This is a genomic window from Ochrobactrum sp. A-1 (assembly GCF_022488005.1).
Lineage (GTDB): Bacteria > Pseudomonadota > Alphaproteobacteria > Rhizobiales > Rhizobiaceae > Brucella.
Genome location: NZ_JAKVQC010000004.1, coordinates 1,167,629 through 1,186,069 on the forward strand (window position 1 = coordinate 1,167,629; position 18,441 = coordinate 1,186,069).

Consider the following 18,441-nt stretch of genomic DNA (forward strand, 5'->3'; position numbering starts at 1 on the left):
CGGAGATTAAAATGTCGCAGAACTCTCCTAACTGGAATACCACGCAATACGAGAACCGCGCGATGCACATCTACCAGAAGGAAGGCAACCGCCTTCGTCCAACCGTTACGCAGGCAATGCGTATCGAAAACAATGAAAAGGGCATCTTCTGGCTCGCTGGCAAAACCAAAGCCAAAAAGATCGAGCGCCGCGAACGCAATCAGCCAGGCAACGGTGAACGCAAGAAATTCGAAGTCCCTCTTGCCACCTGGAAGGCATTCGACGTCATCGAAGAATACGATGTTGATCGTATGTCTGTCGATGAAAAGGAAGTGATCTACCAGAGCGGTGCGAACGCACTCGGGATCGCCACCGATATTGAAATCTACGCCCAAATGGCAGCAAAGAAGCCCGCCGCCGATGCTGGCCTGGATTTTTCTGCCGGTCCCTTCTCCGCAGCGAACGCGCTTATGCTCTGCAAGGCGCTCCAGGAAGACAAGGTCAAGTGGGATGGTCAGGTTTATTGCGGCCTGCCTCCGCTCCAGTGGAACCAGCTGCTGGCGAACAAGATCGTCAATTCGTCGGACCATGTTGGTTCTGATCTTCCGTTCGTAAAGGCAACTGACACCCGTTTCTGGAATGGCGTCAATTGGTTCCTCTTCCCGGAAGAAGATCTGCTCGATCTTTATCCTGTTCCTTCGGCAGACAAGCAGGACTTGTTCATCTGGCACAAAACCGCGATGGGTTGGTGCAATAACACCGATCTCAGCGTCATCACCCAGTGGGACAACTATGAAAATTGGTGGACCGTCAACATGACGTGTAAAGGCGCTGCCTCGACGCTCCAGGAGGGCAAGGGCATCAAGCGTTTCACCACGTCGTCCAATTCGGCCATCGTGGTCAGCTAACAACCTTTCCCGGCAGAAATGCCGGGATCCCTTTTCGCCAACAATCAAGGAAAAGCTGCAATGGCTTATGATGCAAAAGGGTTTCGTACCCACGACTTCATGTTCAACCCGAGCGGTCTGGCTGGTGCCAATCTCAGCAAGCACAGCTATGTGACCAATGACGACCAAGCGGCGGTCGAAACCGTTGGATATTTCAACCCACTGGTGAAGCGGGTCAAGAAGGGTGATCACATCGACATGACGCTCGACCTCGACGGGACGCCAGTACGCCGCAACTACATCGTGTCGAACGTAACCGGCACTGTCGTCACGATCGCTGCGCAGAACGTAGCTTAACAGCTGCCGTTCGCGTTGCCCCTCGCGGGTTTTCACGCGCCCGCGAGGGATTTTCCCGGAGATCTCCATGGCCCTGCTCACCGTTCTGGATATCGTCAACACCGCCTGCGCGCGTATCGGTGAAGAACCGGTCGAAAGCCTGACCGAAGATCTGAACGGCGGACAGTCGGCCTCCCTGCTTTATGAGGAAGTCGTCGATTTCAATCTCGGCCTTCAGCCTTCCGGCTTCGCCTTTGCGCGCGAAGTGCGCCAGCTCACCAGGCTGACCGACGCGGTTCCCCTGACCGGATTTCAGTTCGTCTTTGACATTCCGCGCCCCTATACCGGCCTCCCCGTTTTCCTGTCCGACGATATCCGGCGTCCCGATCGCGTCTTCGACGATTTCATTCTGACCAATGGTCAGGTGCATTCCGACGCCGATCCACTGTTCGCCATGGTGAAGTTTCGCCCCGATCCGCATCATTGGACGGCGACCTTCCGGACGGCAACGATCACGGCGCTGGCCGGCCGCCTCGCCTTCGCCATCGCATCCGATCGGAACACCATGGATAGCTTCTACCAGGAGGCCTATGGCTCGGTTTCCGACAATTTTCGCGGCGGCCAGATGCGCGCGGCCATTTTTGAAGATGGTTTCGCCAATCCGCCGCGCCGGATGGCGACTTATCGCAACCCCCTCGAGCGTGCCTGGAGGTCCTGATCATGGTCGGCCGTCCTGGGCGAATGCAGACTGCCTTCACTTCCGGCGAGCATGATCCGCTCCTCGAGGAGCGCACTACCCTCAAGTATTTCGGGACCGGCCTGAAATATGCGGAAAACATCGCCGTCGCTCCGCAGGGCGGTTTTCGCCAGCGCGACGGCCTGCGCCATGTCGGCCCAGTGGCCGGCAGTGCCGAAAAGATCATTCCCTTCGACGCATCGAACGGCACGTCCTTCGATCTGGTTTTTGCCGGCACCAATTGCCAGGTGTGGTCCGCGACCTCCGCGATCGCCAGCTTCACGGTCGCCGGTATCGGCGGGCTGATTTCCGAAATGACCTATGCGCAGCGCCTCGATACGCTGCTGCTGTTTCATGAGGACCTGCAAAGCAAGCGCATCATCTACAGCAATAGCGGATGGGCGGTCGACAATCTGCCCTATGAGGCGATCCCGAATTATGACTATGGGGAGGACTATACGAATGGCGTTCCGGCAATCTGGCGGTTGGAATTTGTCGGCTTGGAGAGCAATACCTCGATATTCGTTTTGACCATTTCCGGACAGGAAACCCAGTCGATCACCTTCGTCAATGACCGGCCTGCCCTGATATCTGCAATCGAAAGTGCCATCGCCGACCTTCCGAACATCAACCCCGGTTTTTCTGTTGATACGGATCCTCCGTACATTATCGGCGATCCGGTGGAATGGCCGCGTGATCCCAAGAGGATCAAAATTACATTCTCTGGATCGGGCAATGAAGGTGACGGGTGGGCTGTATCAGGCCGCATCATCAACAAGGCCGACGCCGCGATCGTTTCCGTGAAGGAACGCGCTGGCGTTTCTCCCGGTGAACCCCTGATCTCGGCCACGCGCGGCTGGCCGCAATGCGGGACCTTTTTCAATCAGCGCCTTCTGGTCGGCGGCTTCAAATCTCTGCCCAATGCCTGGATGGCATCTAAGAGCGCCGACTACTTCAATTTCGACGAGCGCTTCACGGAAGCGAACGGGCCGTTCCTCGTGCCCATGGACAGCGCCGGCGGCGAGCGGATCGAGGCTATCGTTCCATCCCTCAATCTGCTGATTTTCACCAGTCAGGCCGAATACTGGATCGCCGAGCGCGCCCTTTCGAAAACCGATGCCCCGAACCATGTCCAGTCTTCCCGCTACGGGATCAAGCGCGGCGTCCCTGTTGTCGACAATGAGGGTGCCGCGATCTGGTGTCACCGCAACGGCGCGACGCTCGGCGAGCTGCGTTACACCGATGTCGAGGGGAATTTCGTTGCGACAGATATTTCGCTGCTCGCCTCGCATCTTCTAACCGATGTGACCGACATGGCGGTCCGCCGGTCCAACGCCTCGATGGACGGCAACCTGCACGCCATCGTGCGGGCCGACGGTCAGGCTCGGCTCGCGACTATCCTGCGCGAACAGGAAGTCACCGCCTTCACGCGGATGACAACGGACGGCCTGTTTAAGGCCACGGGCAAGAACGGCCGGAATGAGCTTTCCTTCATCGTCGAGCGGAACGGCAGCCGCAATTTCGAGCGTCTCGAAACCGGGCTTCTTCTCGACGAGGCGCAGGATTTCGTCTTTTCCAGTCCGCAGAATGTCATCGGCGGGCTTTCTCGCTTCAACGGCCGTGCGGTTTGGGTGATCGGCGACGGCAATGTATTCGGCCCTTTCACCGTTTCGGGCGGAACTGTCGTTCTGACCATCCCCGTGTTGAGGGCGACCGTGGGGACATGGAAACCTCCTGTCATTTCCACATTACCGCCACCGCGAGACATCGGGCCGAACACCATTCTGAAGCGGAAAGCCCGTATTCACACCGTGCATCTTTCGTTGCTCGACACGACAAGCGTGGCGATTTCGGTGAATGGCGGGATGCTTCAGGATGTCGATCTGTATCGCTACGGGCTTCTGGCGGATGTGCCGGAACTGTCGCAAGGCGTCACCACCACCATCAAAATCCGCAATCTGCGCGGTTACGCCGATGCCCCCTATGTGACCGTTTCGCAGCTTCGGCCCGGTAGACTGAATGTCCGCGCGATTACCGTGGAAGCAGCATTATAGGAGGTCGCTTTGGAACTAGCCATCGCAGCAATCGGCAAGGTCGCGGCAGGCCTCGGCCTATCATCCGGCGGGGCAGCGGCGACGGCCGGCACCGCTGCCGGCGGCGCGACGGCTGCCGGATCCGGCGCGCTCACCGCGCTCCAGGGGTTCTCGACCGCGCTTCAGGTTCTTGGCGGCATTGGCGCCGGCGCTGCCGCCGCGCGTGCTTCCGAACAGGCCGCAGACCAGGCTGACCTCGAGGCCGGGCAGGAACAGCTTGCCGGTGTCCAGCGCCAGAACAAGATGCGTCGCGAGCTGGCGCGTGTCCTCGGGCAGAACGATGTCGCCTATGCGGCCGCCGGCATCGATCTTACCCAGGGCGTTGCCGCCGACAGTGCGGCACGCGCCCGACAGCAGGCCGCGACGGAAATCTCCATCGATCAGCAGGACACGGATTTCCGGCGGTCGTTGTACCGCATGCGTGCGCAGGGCTTGCGGCAGCGGGCGAAATCGGAACGTGGCGGCGCGCTTCTGGGCGCGCTTGTCCCCGTCGCACAGTATGGCATCAGCGTAGCGGAGCGCGGATAATGGCAAACATGCAACGTCGTTCTCCTGGTGAAGTTGCCCGCTTCTCCGGCAATGCTCTCATTTCCACCGATCTGCCCTCCTATGCGGTCGATACCGGCCAAGCCTCTCGCGTCCTCGCCGACGCCGCCGGCAGTCTGTCCGGTGCGCTATCAAAGCTCGCGGACAAGGCAGCACAACGCGAAGGCATGATCGAAGGCCTTTCCGCCGGACAAGCCTCCGGTGCGGCCTATCTTCAGGCGCGATCTGTAGCAGTTGAAGCCGCCGGCGCGGCCGGTTCAGCCCCATGGCAAGAACAGGCGAAAGCACTTCTTCGAAAAGAGGAGGGATTTCGGGACAGCCCCTATTATGATGTCAATGCGTGGCGCGTTGGTTATGGCTCCGACACGATCGTGAATGCGGAAGGTAAGGTTATCCGCGTCACCCAGGGGATGAAAATTTCTCGAGAGGATGCCGAACGCGACATTGAGCACCGCCTTAACAATGTGGAGGGTGCGCGGGTTCGTCAGCAGCTCGGCGGCGTATGGGATGCGTTGCCCGACAATGCGAAGGCAGCACTCGCTTCCGTGGGGTATAATTATGGCTCGCTCCCCAAGCCAGTGGTTGCAGCTGCCAAAACAGGCGATTTACAGGCGATAGCATCCGCCGTCAGCGGTCTTTCGGCCAATAAGCAACGGCGGCAGCGCGAGGCGGCCCTTATTCTCGGCAGTGGCGCAACATCGGCCGCGCCCCCGGCATCGTCGGCTTCCAATACGTATCAGGCACCCGTACTGGATACCAAGCCGCTGGCGCTGCGCCGTGATGGCACCATTCGCGGCGAGGCCTTCGACGATGCCGCCATGTCTTCCGTCGCCTGGCGCATGCAGGCCGGTCTGTCGACGGATCTCTACAATGCGCAACAGCAATTCCGGGATGATCCGGCGGGTTTTCAGGCGGCATCAGCGCAGATCCGGCAAAACTACCTCGAGAGCATCGACGATCCGCAGGTTCAGGAAACCTTCGACAAGGCTTTCCAGCAGCGCACGGAGGCATACCGGCAGGATGTCGCCGCCCGATACGAGGCGCGGCTTCGCCAGCAGCAGGAGGCAGATTATGCCTCCGGTCTGGCGGCGCGCCAGATCGACCTCGAGCGCCAGGCGCAGGTTCTCGGCGCAAATCCGAAGGGCGACGAAATCCTGTCGGAACAGGTGCGCACCACGCAATTGTCGATTGACGCCGCTGTCAGATCCGGGACGATCACGCCGGCGCAGGGTGAAAAGGCCAAGATCGATATTGCCACCACGGCAGCGCGCGGCCGTATTCAGGGTGTGTACGATGCGCTGTCGACGCCGGAACAGAAAGAGCAATATTCGCTTGGCCTGCTCGAAGACTGGAAGGAAGGCAAAGGGCCTCTGTCCGCCCTGCCCTTCGCGACGGTCAAGGCCATGTCGGACACGCTGCGCCGGGACGCGCTTGAGCAGAAAAATATCGCAAGGGCACAGAACAAGGTCGAGGCGGCCAAAATCGGCGCGCTCATTGAAGATGACATTGCCAGCGTTTCTGCCAGTGGCAAGGGGCTCGATCCGACTGAAACGAACCTGACGCCGGAGCGCGTCCGATCGCTGCTCGGCGAGGAAGGTTTGCAGAAGTGGCAGCAGAAAAGAGAGACTGCCGGCCGCGTCTTCGATGCGACCAATGGCATGAATACCCAGTCGGCCGATGACATTGCGGAACGCCTGGCCATCATGCAGCCGAAACCGGGCACGGCTGGTTATGCTGAAGATCTGGAAATCTTCACAGCCGCACAGAAACAAGCCACGGCTGTCATAAAAGAACGTTCGGCAGATCCGGCGCTGGCTGTCCAGAAGGCATTTCCGGAAGTCCAGGCGGCGGCGGATGCGGCGGATCCTCAAGATCCGGCGTCGATGCAATCCCTTGTCGCAGCCCGCATCAATGCTCAAAAAGCTATCGGCATATCCGATTTCGAGCAATCTCCGCTGACATCGGACGAAGCCCGTGCGCTCGCACGTCCCATATCTGCGCAGGCGGATCCACGGCTTGCCTCTCAAGCCATGATGGATACTGTCACACAGATCCAGCAAACTTACGGTCCTTATGCCGACCAGGTGGTTTCGCAGATGCTCGCTTCTCAAGGCGTTAGTAAGGAGATGGCTGGCCTCGGCGCTGGCTACTTCCGGCGATTGATGAAGGGGCAAGGGCCAACAGCTTCCGACAAGAGGAAAGGTCAAGTTATCAGCGAAACCGACGCGGCAGATGCTGCCGGTTCTCCGATCGCGAGCGATGCCTTCCCGCTGCCGAATTATAGGCAGCGCCAGGCGCTCATATCGCAACCTGAAAAAGCGGCAGAGTTTGATCAGAAATTCGGCCCCGGTGCGTCCTTGCAAATCCTTGGGCGATCCGCTCCCGCTTGGGAGGATCCGGACAAGAACTATCGAACGCCAGCTGGTTTGGTGGAAACAGGAAATATTGACCTCAACAATCGTCCTGTTGTGAAAAATGATGACGGCAGCATAAGCACCGTAAGATCGATTTCGATCAATGAGGATGGCGTCGAGGTGCTCATTCCCACTATTTCGCCAAGCGGTACGGTTCTCACGGATGAAGGCGCGGTCGAGCTATATCGTTCCACCGGAAAACACCTGGGCAAATTCAAATCATCCAAAGAGGCCGATGCCTACGCGCAAACTCTTCATAGTGCTCAAGCCAGACAATATCGCGGCAGCAAGAGTTGACTTAACTCTCTGCGAATTACGCTCATCTCGTAAAAATCTGCGAGGTGAGCCATGGCCCCGAATTACTTTGATCAGTTTGATGAAGCTGACGACACTTTATCTGCCGCACCGGATCCGGGGCTCGTCGATCGTTTCAAGCTGAATTTCGAAGCGGGCAACCGCTACAACACAATTCTCGGCGCGACATATGATGCATCGACCGAAAGCCGTCAGGCAGATCGCGCCCGTTTCGATCGCAATTATGAAGCGTATCCCGAATGGCAAGGCTTCCTCGAGGGAACGACGGCTCTTGCCGGTCAGATTGCAGGCACCGCCGCGAGCCCCGAAAACTTCATTCCCATCGGTCTGGGAGAAAAGATATTGGTCGCTGGAAAGGCCGGAGTTACCGGGCTTTGGGCAAAGATTTTCTCGGGCGCCGTCGATGCGGCCGCAACGAACGCCGTCACCGATGCAGCAATTCAAGGCATCGATATAGCGGGCGGAAACGCAGAAAAGTTCGATCCGCAAAGATATGCCATAAGTGTTCTTCTGGGCGCTGGAATTGGCGGTGCTGCCGGTGGGCTTGGTCACGCTGGCGGGCGAGCGCTCGAACGTTTCAGATCCTCAACCTCAGAGGCTGAAGCGGCTCGCGTCGAAACCGGCAAGGGCGCCAATTTCTTTGACGCGCTGGACGATGATGCCCCCTCGCCTAACGCGAATACTTCTGATGTTGCTGCGCAAATTGCCCCGCCTCCGGATCCTGCTGCAACTGTCATAGAAGCTGCTCCGCCTCGCATTGAAAAAGTACCGTCAGCAGAACCGGTGCCAGCGCGTTCCGGCGATACTGCCGTTGACGCAACATCTCGAATTATACCTGAAGAGGCCATCGAGGCGCAGCCCGCAAGAGTGGCGCCCGAAACGATCGGCGAGCGCCTTTCCGATCAAGCTGCTGAAACGCGCGGCGTCGAGAAATTCACTCCGGCACAAAATATCAAGCCGGCGCGTGAGGCTGCACTTATTGCTGATACGGCACCACGCATAGATGACGCCGCTGCTCAATCGGCACCTGAAGCGAAGTCTCCGGTCAAGATTGACGAAACGCCGATAGCGACAGCTGCGAAGGACGTAGGTGACTTCCTCATGTCCTCGCCTTCAGCCGGTCTGAGGGCGCAGCGCACACGATCAACCGAAATGGCGGCGCAGATTCAGAGCGCTGCCGCACATATCCAGCGTGTCCGTGAAACAGCAGACGCGCTGGCGAAGGCACTTGATATTACCGCGACCCGGCAAGGTCGTATTTCTGGCGGAAAGCGGGTTCTTGGCACTTTCGATAACCGCGATAGTGTTGTGCGGGTTCGCTCCCTCGACGATTTCGATACGCTGACGCATGAGTACGGCCACCACATCGATGCGCACATTCCCGATGTGAAGGACTTCATTAAACAGAATTCGAAGGCGCTTTCGGTTCTCGATTATGATCCTGTGGCCGGTCGCGACTATGAAGGCTTTGCCGAGTTCTTCCGGCTCTGGATCACAAACCGGGAATACCTCAAAAAGAGCCAGCCGGACCTTGCCGACAAATTTGGCAAACTATTGCAGGAAAAAGCGCCTGACATGGCGAAGGCCGTGGACGATGCTACCGATGCCTGGGACAAGTTTCTGACAGCACCAAGCACAGTGGCTGTGCGTTCCACTATCGTCTCGGCGAAAAAGGATGGCTGGCTCAAGTCTGCCCGGAAGGAACTGAAAAAAGGCGGTTTCGGCGGAACGATCGCTGACGTTCTTCAGCGCATGTACACGTTCACCTTCGATGACCTTAACCCTGTCAATCGTGCGGTTTCATATCTGAAGGATTTGCACCTGGCGAATACCGGCAAGCCGCTCAATATCAATACATCGTCGGATCCGTACAAGCTCGCCCGTATGTCGCGTGGTGCTTATGCGGCTGGACATATGGATGTGATGTATGGGGTTGCCCCCTATCGTGGCATCAATCCGGAAAGTCCTTCGCTCCGGGACGCGATTGTCGAGGCAACCGGAAAGCCGAACGCGCTTTCGGGATGGGATGAAGAACGGGTCGCGGATTTTGGCTCCTACCTCTGGTCGCGTCGGGCCCTCGGAGAATGGGAGCGATTTCGCAATGGTGAAATTCCCAATCCTCCGGACAAGCTCACTCGCGCCGATCATGAGGCCAATGTCGCCGAGCTCGAAAGGCAGTTTCCGGCTTTTGCTTCAGCTGCCGCAAAGGTCCACGAATTCAGCCGCGCGCTCTGGAAAAAGAAATATGACGCTGGCCTTATCGATCTTGAAACCTTCGAACGGGGCAACCTGATCAAGGACTATGTTCCCGGACTGCGCGATTTTTCAGCAGATAGCGAGGTAAAGGCAGACGGTAACAAATCCGGACGTGGTGGATCCATGAAGGGCGGGCTTGCCAAGCGCTTCAAGGGTTCCAAGCGCGACGTTATCAATCCGCTGGAAAGTCTTGCTGCGGATGCTTACGAAACGAGCATGACGATCGCTCGCAATGATGTCGTCAAAGCCCTGCATCGGCTGGCTCTCAATGCCGGTCCGGGAGGCGGTGCAATCGCCGAAATCGTTCCGGCGAAAGAGCTCCGCGCCAATATGGTTGATCCGATAGAGGCGGTGCAATCCGCCGCAAAGAATGCCGGTTTGAGTGAGGCCGACATTACTGTTTTGCGCGATGCTGTTGAAAGTGCCGTCGGCTCGGAAAAAGCTGCCGTGTTCCGTCCAGCTATGATTAATGAAAAAGGCGAGCCTATTGTCTTCTTCCGCGATGGCGGGGATCTCAAAGCCCTGCGCCTGGCCGATGGCAAATTCGGCCACGAAATGTACAGCGCCATCACCATGATGAGCCGGACGGAAAAGAACTTCTGGCTCGACCTGGTCGCGATCCCTGCCCGCTTGCTGCGAGCCGGCATTACCCTGTCGCCGGAATTTATCGGCGCAAACTTCATCCGTGACCAGTTCATGGCCGCCGTTATGTACGGAAAGCCCCTGCGCCGCGTGTCTGCAACGCTCCAGGGGGCAACCGACGATATCGTCGGCAGCGATGCCGCAAAGTCCTACTCCCGCATGTTCGGCATATCCGGCGGGGCCGAAACTGCCTCGCTGTCGGAAGTGATGGCGCAGCGCGACATCGATGGCCTTCGCCGCCGGGGCTGGGTAGCAAACCGCCTGTCCTCTTTCCGCGGCGTTCTCCAAACGGCGGAGATCGCGGAGACCGCCACACGCATCGGCCTGTTCCGCACGTTCAAGGAAGAGGCGAAAAAGCGCGGGCTCGACGATTATGAAGCGCTCCTCGAGGCGTCGTGGCGCGCCCGCGACTATATGGATTTCGACCGGCGCGGATCCGGCATGGCCGCGCTGTCCCGCGTCACGCCGTTTCTCAACGCCTCGATGCAGGGGCTTGATAAAGCGGGCCGCCATATGATCGCACCGCTCGCAAAGAAGGTTCTCGGCCTGAATGTTTCGGCAGAAGATCAGCTTGCGATGTCGCTGGCCGTGAAGACCTGGGCCCGGCTTGGTGCGCTCGTCGTCGGCTCCATTTCTCTTTATGCCCTCATGAGCCGCCATGAGGATCACGACGAGATTTCCGAAATGACGCGCGCCACGCACTGGATGATCAAATCCGGCGACAAGTGGACCGCCATTCCCAAACCATTCGAAATGGCGACGGCCATCAATCTTGGCGAAGCGATCTATGATATGTGGGCGCACAAGGATCCGCGCGCGCTGCACCGCTGGGGCGACAGCCTCTACGAAACCATGATCCCGCCTTCCATCATGGAAGGCAATCCTTTGATCTCGAGCTATTTCGAGCTCAAATCCAATACGAATTTTTTCACAGGTGCGCCGATCGTGCCGGACCAGCTTCAGGGCATGGAGCCATTCCTGCAATATACGTCGCGGACAAGCACTCTTTCCAAGCAACTCGGCCGTATCTTCAACGAACCGCCCGTCGTGATCGACCACCTGATCACGGCGCATCTGGGATCGTGGGGGCGGAATGCTCTTTCGCTGTACGATCTGGCCCAGCCGGACGCGCCCGGCTTCGCCTGGGACGATGCGGCTATTTCACGCCGCTTCATCAAGGATGCTGCTCGCGGCGCGCAATCCACCACCATGTTCTGGAAGATGGCCGGCCAGCGCGAAGGAACGCTCGAGGGCAAGGTGAAAAGCTGGCAGGCCATGGTCGAGGCTGGCGACGATGCAGGCGCAGCCGATTATTACGCCAAGCTCGACAAGATCTCGAAAGCCTATGTCGCGGTTTCCAGCCTCGATGCCGACGCCCGGCGGCTCCATCCCATGGTGCGGGCTCGCAACGCCATCCAGGCGATCGGCATGGTGCGCCGGGAAATGGCGGCTGGCAAACTCGTCGACCGCGAGGGCGAGCCGATCTTTGTCTCGCCGGCCGAGCGGACGGCGGCCGACGACGTGCTTTCCACGCTTTCCATGGCGTTGGCCAGAAACGGCCTGAAAGAAGCCGGTGTCGAGGGGTGGGCGCAGCGGGAGCTGATACCCGAAGACGGGTTTTACCGTGAGATCACCGCCATCAATCCGGGCATTGCCGAGCGGCTGGGTGATGCATATGCGAACAAAAAAGTCTGGACAGCCGAGGCGACAAATTCAGCTTGGCCGGAGGTTCGCGATCGCGCGCTTGCTGATGGTTCCGCCGCTTTCGTCGGCGACCTAGTGGCGGAAGTGAAAGCCGGTGGACTTGCTCTGGAAGGGATGAAGCGCTCGAGGAAGAAGAAGCCCGCCCTCATGCCCTGACGGTTGACCAGAGTACGCCCCTGCGATGATCGGCTGATCCAATCGCAGGGGACTATCCATGAGCGTTGCACTTCCGATCGAAGAAGATCCGCGTTTCCGCCGCTATACCGCCAGTGCCGGACAGAAGGTTTTTTCAATACCATTCCCCTTTCAGCAAGCCGAAGATGTCGTCATTTGCCTTGTAGTCGATGACCTTTACACAGAAATCGGCCGATCTCTTTTTGAGATTTCTGGCGCAATGGCTCCGGACGGTGGGAGCGTCACTTTCGCTGTGGGGCGAAGTGCAGGTGAAGTGATCGCAATTATCGGATCGGCAGTCTTGGAGCGGCTGTCTTCCATCGTTCGGGACGGACGGTTTTCATCCAAGCTCACGGATGATGAACTAGATCGTAATCGCATAATTCAACAGGAACAGCAGCGCGATATTGGCCGAGCGCTCAAAGCTCCCTATGGGGGCAAGGGCGGCTCTATTCTGGCAACGTCGCCGTCAACTCTTCTTCACCTGGACACCGAAGGTAATATCAGGGCGAGCGAAACGCCTGTGAACGAAAAGACGCTTCGTGAAGAAGCTGATCTCGCGCTGGCCTCGCTGCTCGGCCAGGCTGGCCCGATAGAAGTCCCGCTGTATGACACATGCCTTGCTGTCACCTTCGCCCAAATCAAGCCCACGATTAACGCAATCCATACTGGTGGTTATTCAGCGGCGGGCGACGGCGGTGATGCTCTGTACAAGCGCGTGTCATCGGAACCATCCCATGATGGTAAAGTGCAGTCGGCAGACGGGGCTTGGTGGGAGATGGTTGGGTTCTATGCGGCGCTTCCCAATGCTCTACCTCGCCCTTATCTCAAGAAGGTCCGTGAGCAAATCAGCGTTTTTGATGCGCTTCCCATTTCTCTGGCTGATTCAATTGGCCAACACGAAGACACATCCTCTGAATACCTCGAAGTAACTGCGGCCATCTCAACAATCGTTGACGATCTATCCATCAGAGGCGGCAGACTTTTCATCCCTCGTGGCCTTTATATGATGAGCACCGTCTTTCCGAAAAGCAACGTGCACATGGTCGGTGAAGGAAGGGGGATCAGCATTCTCCGCACCGCGCCGGGCATTGACAATATGATCCTATACAACCCTTATTCCACGGCCATCGAGATCGAAAACGTATCTCTGTCGGGGATTACGTTCGATGGGAATGGTAGCGGTATCCTTGCGGCACGATCTGCGGTTGATCTGTCTTTTGTCAACGGCTTCACCGCCAAAGATTGTGATTTTGTCAACGCAACAGGATATGGGTTGGGTTTGCAAGCAAAAGGGTATGGCCTTATTGGGCAACAGAAAGATGTATTTATTGAGAACTGCCGCTTTTACAATAACGGCTCCGGTGTACCGGGTGGCGAAACTTATGACGGTATCGACATAAAAGACGCTGACCGTTTAATAATGATCGGCTGTTTAGCTTGGGATAACTACGACAAAGGGATAGATGTTCGCGGTCGCGATATGACCCTGATCGGCAATGTTACTTATGACAACGGCGTGTATGGATTGGGAATCGGCGTCGAAAAGACAGGAGACCCACGGCCCGGAAATATCGTTGTAATAGGGCACCACGCTCACAGTAATGGTAATGATGGGGTAGTCGTCTATGGCGGCCCCGCATCCGGGCCACGAATGAATTTAGATATGATTGGATTAAGCTCTCACGAAAATGCGGGGCATGGATTGAATTTAAACGCAATCGACAACTCGCGGATTGGCATCACAGGTGGGCGGCTTTGGTCAAACTCGGGCAGTGGTATTAATTCTATTGGTTTTGAACAATTTTGCATCGCAAACACTCAGATATCGTCAAACCAGAGGTTCGGTATTGAAGCAGCTAGCGGCGTCATAAACATGGTGGGTGGCTCTCTTAATGGTAATACTCTCGGCCACGTTAATAATCCTGCTCGTCTTTCTGCCGAAAATGTCAGATCATATCAGTCCATAAATTCCGTTCGCGTTCAGGCCGCCATAGATATTTCTTCTACAGGGGTAAAAACTTTCTCTATACCTCACGGGCTATCGTTCACCCCGGGAATTAACAAATGTTCACTCACTCTTTGCCGGGACGATTCGGGATATGTGCAAGATTTTTCCATTGGCTGGATGTGGGTTGCATCTGTAAGTTCAACGGACATAGTAGTTCAGGTGAACGTGTCTTCTGCTTCTGCCACAGCAGGCGCAAAAGCAGGGATTAATCTCGATATAAGCCGGTAACGATCGCTCCTGTATATCAGCGGCGAACCTGTCAGCTGCTTGCGGAGGACAATTCCCTTCTAGCCAAGCCAGTGCGGAACTGTTCCATAGGTCTCTCAATTGAAATATGGAGCAAGGCAGCCGCAACAACCGAAATAGAAACGATTATTAATGACCACAAAAGGTCACCCCTATGCCCCGTAATGAGAAATCCGGTAATCGGCCAATGGACAACATAGAGTGGGTAACTCAGTTCACCAATTGCGCGATCCCACTTTATCCGTCTTGTGTAATGAAATATGACAGGCATAAATAGGGCAAATATAATAAGAGAAAGGTCGTTCCTGAAAGGGGTAAATATACCAACCATGAATGGAATTATTGGAATGTGTCTGATATATGTTAATCCTGCTGCTAACAGTACCGCAAAAATAGATACGGAAAGAGCGGGGAAACTTATCTTGTCCAGTATGTGTGAATACAGTTTCCATACATGAAATCCAACCACACCGGCCATATAAAGCCAGAAATAGTTTGCTGAATTCCTCATGAAGATTGGGCTAAGTGGATCGTAATTAAAGACGATATGGCAATGGATCAAAAAGGCGGCGATTAAAATCAAAATTGAAACAAAAAACTTACGGACGAAAAATGGCGATATGGCATAAAATAGAATCTCGATACCGACCGACCACATTTGAGGAAGGTTGGTGAAATTAGATAATCTTCTTGTGTCCGTTATCGATGTAACCCATATCAATGAGCCAGTATTATCGGGTTTAAACCACCAAAAGGTTTCTATGCCGAAAAGAGTCATTTTGCTGAAAGAATAATACGCCCATTCAAGGGCACCATTAAAATTAGGTAAAAGCTCAGGACGGATCAATAACGCTACAATTGCCGAAACGAATAAGTATGTAGGTATGAGCCTAAGGTATCTGGCTAAATAAAAAGCAGTAGGGTTTATATCAGTATACTTTTCATTAAGTACAAGAGTTATAAAAAATCCTGATATAATGAAAAAAATCATTACGGCAAACGTTCCGCCGATAAATGGATTACTAAAGCCATTGTGAGTTATCACAACGCAGATTGCCAAAAATAAACGTAAAGATCCCATAAACCGCCCACCTGTCGCAAATGGCACGCTTATATCGTCCAGCCTCCGATGAAACAACACTCTTTGTTCACTGCCCTTGAGACGGCGGCGCTTCTGCTGTGCTTTGCGCCATGCGCACGATCCTGAGATTTTCCGAACAACGGAAGCACACGGAAGCGCGTACGTCATCTCAATCGGTTGATCGAACCGGTGGCGAATTACCATCAGGTTTCAGCAAACCGAGGCCTGACATGTTTGAAGCAAAAACCTACCGGATCATTACTGGCGTCGCGGAAGCGCGGGGCATCGCACCAGCCGCGCTCGCTGCCGTCGTCGAGATCGAGAGCGGAGGCGTAACCTTCGCGCGGATCGAGGGTCGCGACGTTCCCGCTATTCGCATCGAGGGGCATTATTTCGATAGGCTCGTGCCTGCCTCCAAACAAAAGCAGGCCCGCGCCGCCGGCCTCTCTTCACCAAAGGCCGGGGCGATCAAAAATCCGAAAAGCCAGACTGACCGCTACCGCATGTTCCAGCGCATGTGCGACATCGATAAAGACGCCGCCATCATGTCCTGCAGCTGGGGTGTCGGCCAGGTGATGGGTGTGCACTGGCGGAAGTTGGACTTCGCGACGCCGGCCGCATTTCATACCTTCGTCATGGGTGGATTGCGCAACCAAGTGGAAATCATGGTGCGCTTCATCGAAGAGAACGATCTGCTCGACGAACTCCATCGCCGGGACTGGGCTGGCTTTGCGCGGGTTTATAACGGTCCTCGCTACAAGGACAATGCCTATGACACCAAGATGGCGAAGGCCTATGCCGCCTACGGCGGCGCTGCCTCGCCCTCCCCTGCCGCCGGGATGCTGCGCTCGGGATCGTCCGGCGCAGGCGTCCGCGAAATTCAGACGCTGCTCCAGCGGGCAGGCTATGCCGTGGCGATCGATGGCGATTTCGGCCCGGCCACACGGCAGGCGGTTCGAGACTTCCAGGACGGGCTCGGCCTCGAGGTCGACGGCGTCGTCGGGCCAAAGACACAGGAAGCCCTGAAGGAATATCAGCACGCGCCAGACGAACAGCCAGGGCAGATTGCTCCGGGGGCCGTGCCGGCAGTAGAGAATGCCGTCAAGGGCGGCGGCCTGATCGCCGTGGTTCTTTCCCTGCGGGATCAGATTTCGGATGTCGCCAGCCATCTCTCCGGCCTTGGCATGAAGTTCGCCGACCATATTTCGTCCGGCCTGCTCGCCGCGTCCGGGGTGATCGGTGCCGGACTGGCGGTCTATGCGCTTGTCGGCATCTGGAAATCACGGCGCACGATGGAGCAAGGATGATGCAGGTTCTGATCCTCGCATTCCTGAAAAGGCATCTGGCTGCTTTCGTGCTTATCGGCTCGATCCTCCTGATCGGCTCCTTCGTTTACCTGAAGGGGGTGGTCGGATCGCGGCGACCGGGACAAGGCAGCCGCCCAGGAGCACCAGATCAATCGAGCTACCAATCGGGGGAAGATCAATGAAAAGGTTCGCAAACTGGATGACGCTGGCCTGTGCGGCGCTCTTGGCGGGGTGTACCGCGACGACAAATGCCAATGACGGCGCAGGATATGAAATGCTTCGCCCCAGTGTGGCGACGAGGACCTTCATCCTTCAGCATGACCGGCCCTTCGCCAATGAAGTCGCCGCCCACAATGTTCAATGCGGAAAAGACCGCGCCTGCCGGAAGTAGGGCCGATGATGTCGATCAGTGAATTTCTCGACGTGCTGGGGATCAAGCTCGGCGTGTTCGTTGCAGGCCTCTCCGGGGGCATCCTGCGCGGTTTATCGCGCCGGCGGTACACTGCAAAGGAAATGATCGCTTCGCCCATCTGTGGCGCTCTGGCGGCCGCCTATCTCACAATGCCGGTGCTGCATTATCTGCGCGCCGTGAGCTGGCCGCTTCCCGACGAGCCTATGGCGGCCATGAATGCTACGGCTTTTGTCGTGGGCGCATGCGCTATGTGGATTTCCGATCTGCTGATAGAAATCGTTGCGCGCTGGATCCGTGGCGGAAAAAACGCGCAGTAATTTTCTGTGGAAAACCGTGTCCGACACTGGATGATAAATCAGGATAGAATAAATGTGATCGAGGTAGAAATATCAAAAAGTCGGATTTGCTTCTATCAATAAGTAACTGATTTTGTTTAACCTCATGGTTACTCTTAATCAGCGGGTCGTAGGTTCGATCCCTACATCACCCACCATTTTCTCTTCTGAAAACAAACGCTTCCGCTGATAACTGATCCTGAAGGATCAGACAAAATATTCCCGTTCGGATAGACATGTGTCTCCGTATGAGCAGATGATTCCCTGCTTTAGAGAATGCTTCAGCTCCGGTTTTCTCATACACACCCCAATACATTACCGATAATTAATTGGCATATTCATATGCGGTTCATCTAAAAAGACAGACATTACTCGCATGCCTTTAATCGGCGCCCCTGTAAAAGAGTAACGGAGTCAAATAGCCATGAAATCGAAGACCGCATTTATCGCTGTAATTGCAACATCTTTGCTTTCTTTCCCTGCACTAGCACAAGAAAACAGCAGTGCAAATACTGATAAACCGGCAGCAGAGACGGCCGTTACACCAAGCAAAGATATGAAGGGCAAACGGGGCCCTATTGATCTTGAGAAATTCTCTCGCATGGATGATCTCAAGGCCGCCGATACCGATGGCGACGGCATACTTTCTCGAGCCGAAATCGAAGCACTGGCGCTCAAGCGTATCGTGAGCCGTGCAGCCGACCGCATGGAACGTCGTCTCGATATCAATGGCGATGGCAAGGTTACGCTTGCGGAAGTGGAGAACCAGCGCAAGAAGGAATTCGCTGCACTGGATCGGAACGAGGATGGCAAAATTGATCGCAGCGAAATGCGTGCTGCGAAGATGCATCACCAGACCAGAGGCTCTCACCACAAAGGCCCACATCACATGGGCAAACACAAGGGTGGTGAGCACAAAGGCCCGATGAAGGATCAAGCCGAGAAGCCACAGGAATAAAGCTGAAAG

The 18,441-nt window shown here is 56.2% G+C and carries 14 protein-coding genes; 13 read left to right on the forward strand and 1 reads right to left on the reverse strand.

Annotated features, from left to right (window positions below; genetic code table 11):
• The first annotated feature begins 11 nt into the window (after positions 1-11).
• The 8 genes from MKS82_RS15190 to MKS82_RS15225 all read left to right on the forward strand — a co-directional run bounded on the left by MKS82_RS15190 (position 12) and on the right by MKS82_RS15225 (position 14,321).
• Positions 12-887 (forward strand): phage capsid protein, encoded by an 876-nt coding sequence (locus tag MKS82_RS15190; RefSeq protein ID WP_240578966.1) that lies wholly within the window; start codon positions 12-14, stop codon positions 885-887.
• 60 nt (positions 888-947) lie between these two features.
• Positions 948-1,223 carry a hypothetical protein gene (locus MKS82_RS15195; protein WP_240578967.1) on the forward strand — a complete coding sequence of 92 codons (276 nt, stop codon included), beginning with the start codon at positions 948-950 and terminating at the stop codon, positions 1,221-1,223.
• A gap of 67 nt (positions 1,224-1,290) precedes the next feature.
• A complete protein-coding gene (locus tag MKS82_RS15200; RefSeq protein ID WP_240578968.1) occupies positions 1,291-1,920 on the forward strand; it encodes a hypothetical protein in 630 nt (209 codons plus the stop codon).
• Positions 1,921-1,922: 2 nt separating this feature from the next.
• A complete protein-coding gene (locus tag MKS82_RS15205) occupies positions 1,923-3,992 on the forward strand; it encodes a hypothetical protein (RefSeq protein WP_240578969.1) in 2,070 nt (689 codons plus the stop codon).
• A gap of 9 nt (positions 3,993-4,001) precedes the next feature.
• Entirely contained in the window at positions 4,002-4,559 is a 558-nt protein-coding gene (locus tag MKS82_RS15210) for a hypothetical protein (protein WP_240578970.1), read from the forward strand.
• On the forward strand, positions 4,559-7,288 hold the full coding sequence (locus MKS82_RS15215; protein WP_240578971.1) for a lysozyme: 2,730 nt from the start codon (positions 4,559-4,561) through the stop codon (positions 7,286-7,288). Before MKS82_RS15210 ends, MKS82_RS15215 begins: the two co-directional genes overlap by 1 nt.
• Positions 7,289-7,339: 51 nt before the next feature.
• Positions 7,340-12,064, forward strand: coding sequence for an LPD38 domain-containing protein (locus tag MKS82_RS15220; RefSeq protein ID WP_240578972.1), 4,725 nt, complete (start codon positions 7,340-7,342; stop codon positions 12,062-12,064).
• A 58-nt stretch (positions 12,065-12,122) separates the two neighbouring features.
• Positions 12,123-14,321: a right-handed parallel beta-helix repeat-containing protein gene (locus tag MKS82_RS15225; RefSeq protein WP_240578973.1), complete on the forward strand. Its 2,199-nt coding sequence runs from the start codon at positions 12,123-12,125 to the stop codon at positions 14,319-14,321.
• A 31-nt stretch (positions 14,322-14,352) separates the two neighbouring features.
• Here MKS82_RS15225 and MKS82_RS15230 read toward each other — a convergent pair whose 3' ends face one another.
• Positions 14,353-15,624, reverse strand: a complete 1,272-nt coding sequence (locus MKS82_RS15230; RefSeq protein ID WP_240578974.1) for an acyltransferase family protein — start codon at positions 15,622-15,624, stop codon at positions 14,353-14,355.
• A gap of 26 nt (positions 15,625-15,650) precedes the next feature.
• Here MKS82_RS15230 and MKS82_RS15235 point away from each other — a divergent pair, with 26 nt between their 5' ends.
• The 5 genes from MKS82_RS15235 to MKS82_RS15255 all read left to right on the forward strand — a co-directional run bounded on the left by MKS82_RS15235 (position 15,651) and on the right by MKS82_RS15255 (position 18,432).
• Positions 15,651-16,727, forward strand: coding sequence for an N-acetylmuramidase domain-containing protein (locus tag MKS82_RS15235; protein ID WP_240578975.1), 1,077 nt, complete (start codon positions 15,651-15,653; stop codon positions 16,725-16,727).
• Positions 16,724-16,909, forward strand: coding sequence for a hypothetical protein (locus MKS82_RS15240; protein ID WP_240578976.1), 186 nt, complete (start codon positions 16,724-16,726; stop codon positions 16,907-16,909). Before MKS82_RS15235 ends, MKS82_RS15240 begins: the two co-directional genes overlap by 4 nt.
• Positions 16,906-17,118 (forward strand): hypothetical protein, encoded by a 213-nt coding sequence (locus MKS82_RS15245; protein WP_240578977.1) that lies wholly within the window; start codon positions 16,906-16,908, stop codon positions 17,116-17,118. Before MKS82_RS15240 ends, MKS82_RS15245 begins: the two co-directional genes overlap by 4 nt.
• Positions 17,119-17,126: 8 nt before the next feature.
• Positions 17,127-17,456 (forward strand): hypothetical protein, encoded by a 330-nt coding sequence (locus tag MKS82_RS15250; protein ID WP_240579036.1) that lies wholly within the window; start codon positions 17,127-17,129, stop codon positions 17,454-17,456.
• A 442-nt stretch (positions 17,457-17,898) separates the two neighbouring features.
• Positions 17,899-18,432, forward strand: a complete 534-nt coding sequence (locus MKS82_RS15255) for an EF-hand domain-containing protein (RefSeq protein ID WP_109989112.1) — start codon at positions 17,899-17,901, stop codon at positions 18,430-18,432.
• Positions 18,433-18,441 lie beyond the last annotated feature (9 nt).

Excerpts from the sequence above, each read along its gene's own strand:
- MKS82_RS15190 (WP_240578966.1), top strand. The coding sequence starts at position 12 with ATGTCGCAGAACTCTCCTAACTGGAATACCACGCAATACGAGAACCGC.
- MKS82_RS15230 (WP_240578974.1), bottom strand. The coding sequence starts at position 15,624 with ATGGTAATTCGCCACCGGTTCGATCAACCGATTGAGATGACGTACGCG.
- MKS82_RS15205 (WP_240578969.1), top strand. The coding sequence starts at position 1,923 with ATGGTCGGCCGTCCTGGGCGAATGCAGACTGCCTTCACTTCCGGCGAG.
- MKS82_RS15235 (WP_240578975.1), top strand. The coding sequence starts at position 15,651 with ATGTTTGAAGCAAAAACCTACCGGATCATTACTGGCGTCGCGGAAGCG.
- MKS82_RS15250 (WP_240579036.1), top strand. The coding sequence starts at position 17,127 with ATGTCGATCAGTGAATTTCTCGACGTGCTGGGGATCAAGCTCGGCGTG.
- MKS82_RS15240 (WP_240578976.1), top strand. The coding sequence starts at position 16,724 with ATGATGCAGGTTCTGATCCTCGCATTCCTGAAAAGGCATCTGGCTGCT.
- MKS82_RS15225 (WP_240578973.1), top strand. The coding sequence starts at position 12,123 with ATGAGCGTTGCACTTCCGATCGAAGAAGATCCGCGTTTCCGCCGCTAT.
- MKS82_RS15195 (WP_240578967.1), top strand. The coding sequence starts at position 948 with ATGGCTTATGATGCAAAAGGGTTTCGTACCCACGACTTCATGTTCAAC.
- MKS82_RS15245 (WP_240578977.1), top strand. The coding sequence starts at position 16,906 with ATGAAAAGGTTCGCAAACTGGATGACGCTGGCCTGTGCGGCGCTCTTG.
- MKS82_RS15220 (WP_240578972.1), top strand. The coding sequence starts at position 7,340 with ATGGCCCCGAATTACTTTGATCAGTTTGATGAAGCTGACGACACTTTA.
- MKS82_RS15255 (WP_109989112.1), top strand. The coding sequence starts at position 17,899 with ATGAAATCGAAGACCGCATTTATCGCTGTAATTGCAACATCTTTGCTT.
- MKS82_RS15200 (WP_240578968.1), top strand. The coding sequence starts at position 1,291 with ATGGCCCTGCTCACCGTTCTGGATATCGTCAACACCGCCTGCGCGCGT.
- MKS82_RS15215 (WP_240578971.1), top strand. The coding sequence starts at position 4,559 with ATGGCAAACATGCAACGTCGTTCTCCTGGTGAAGTTGCCCGCTTCTCC.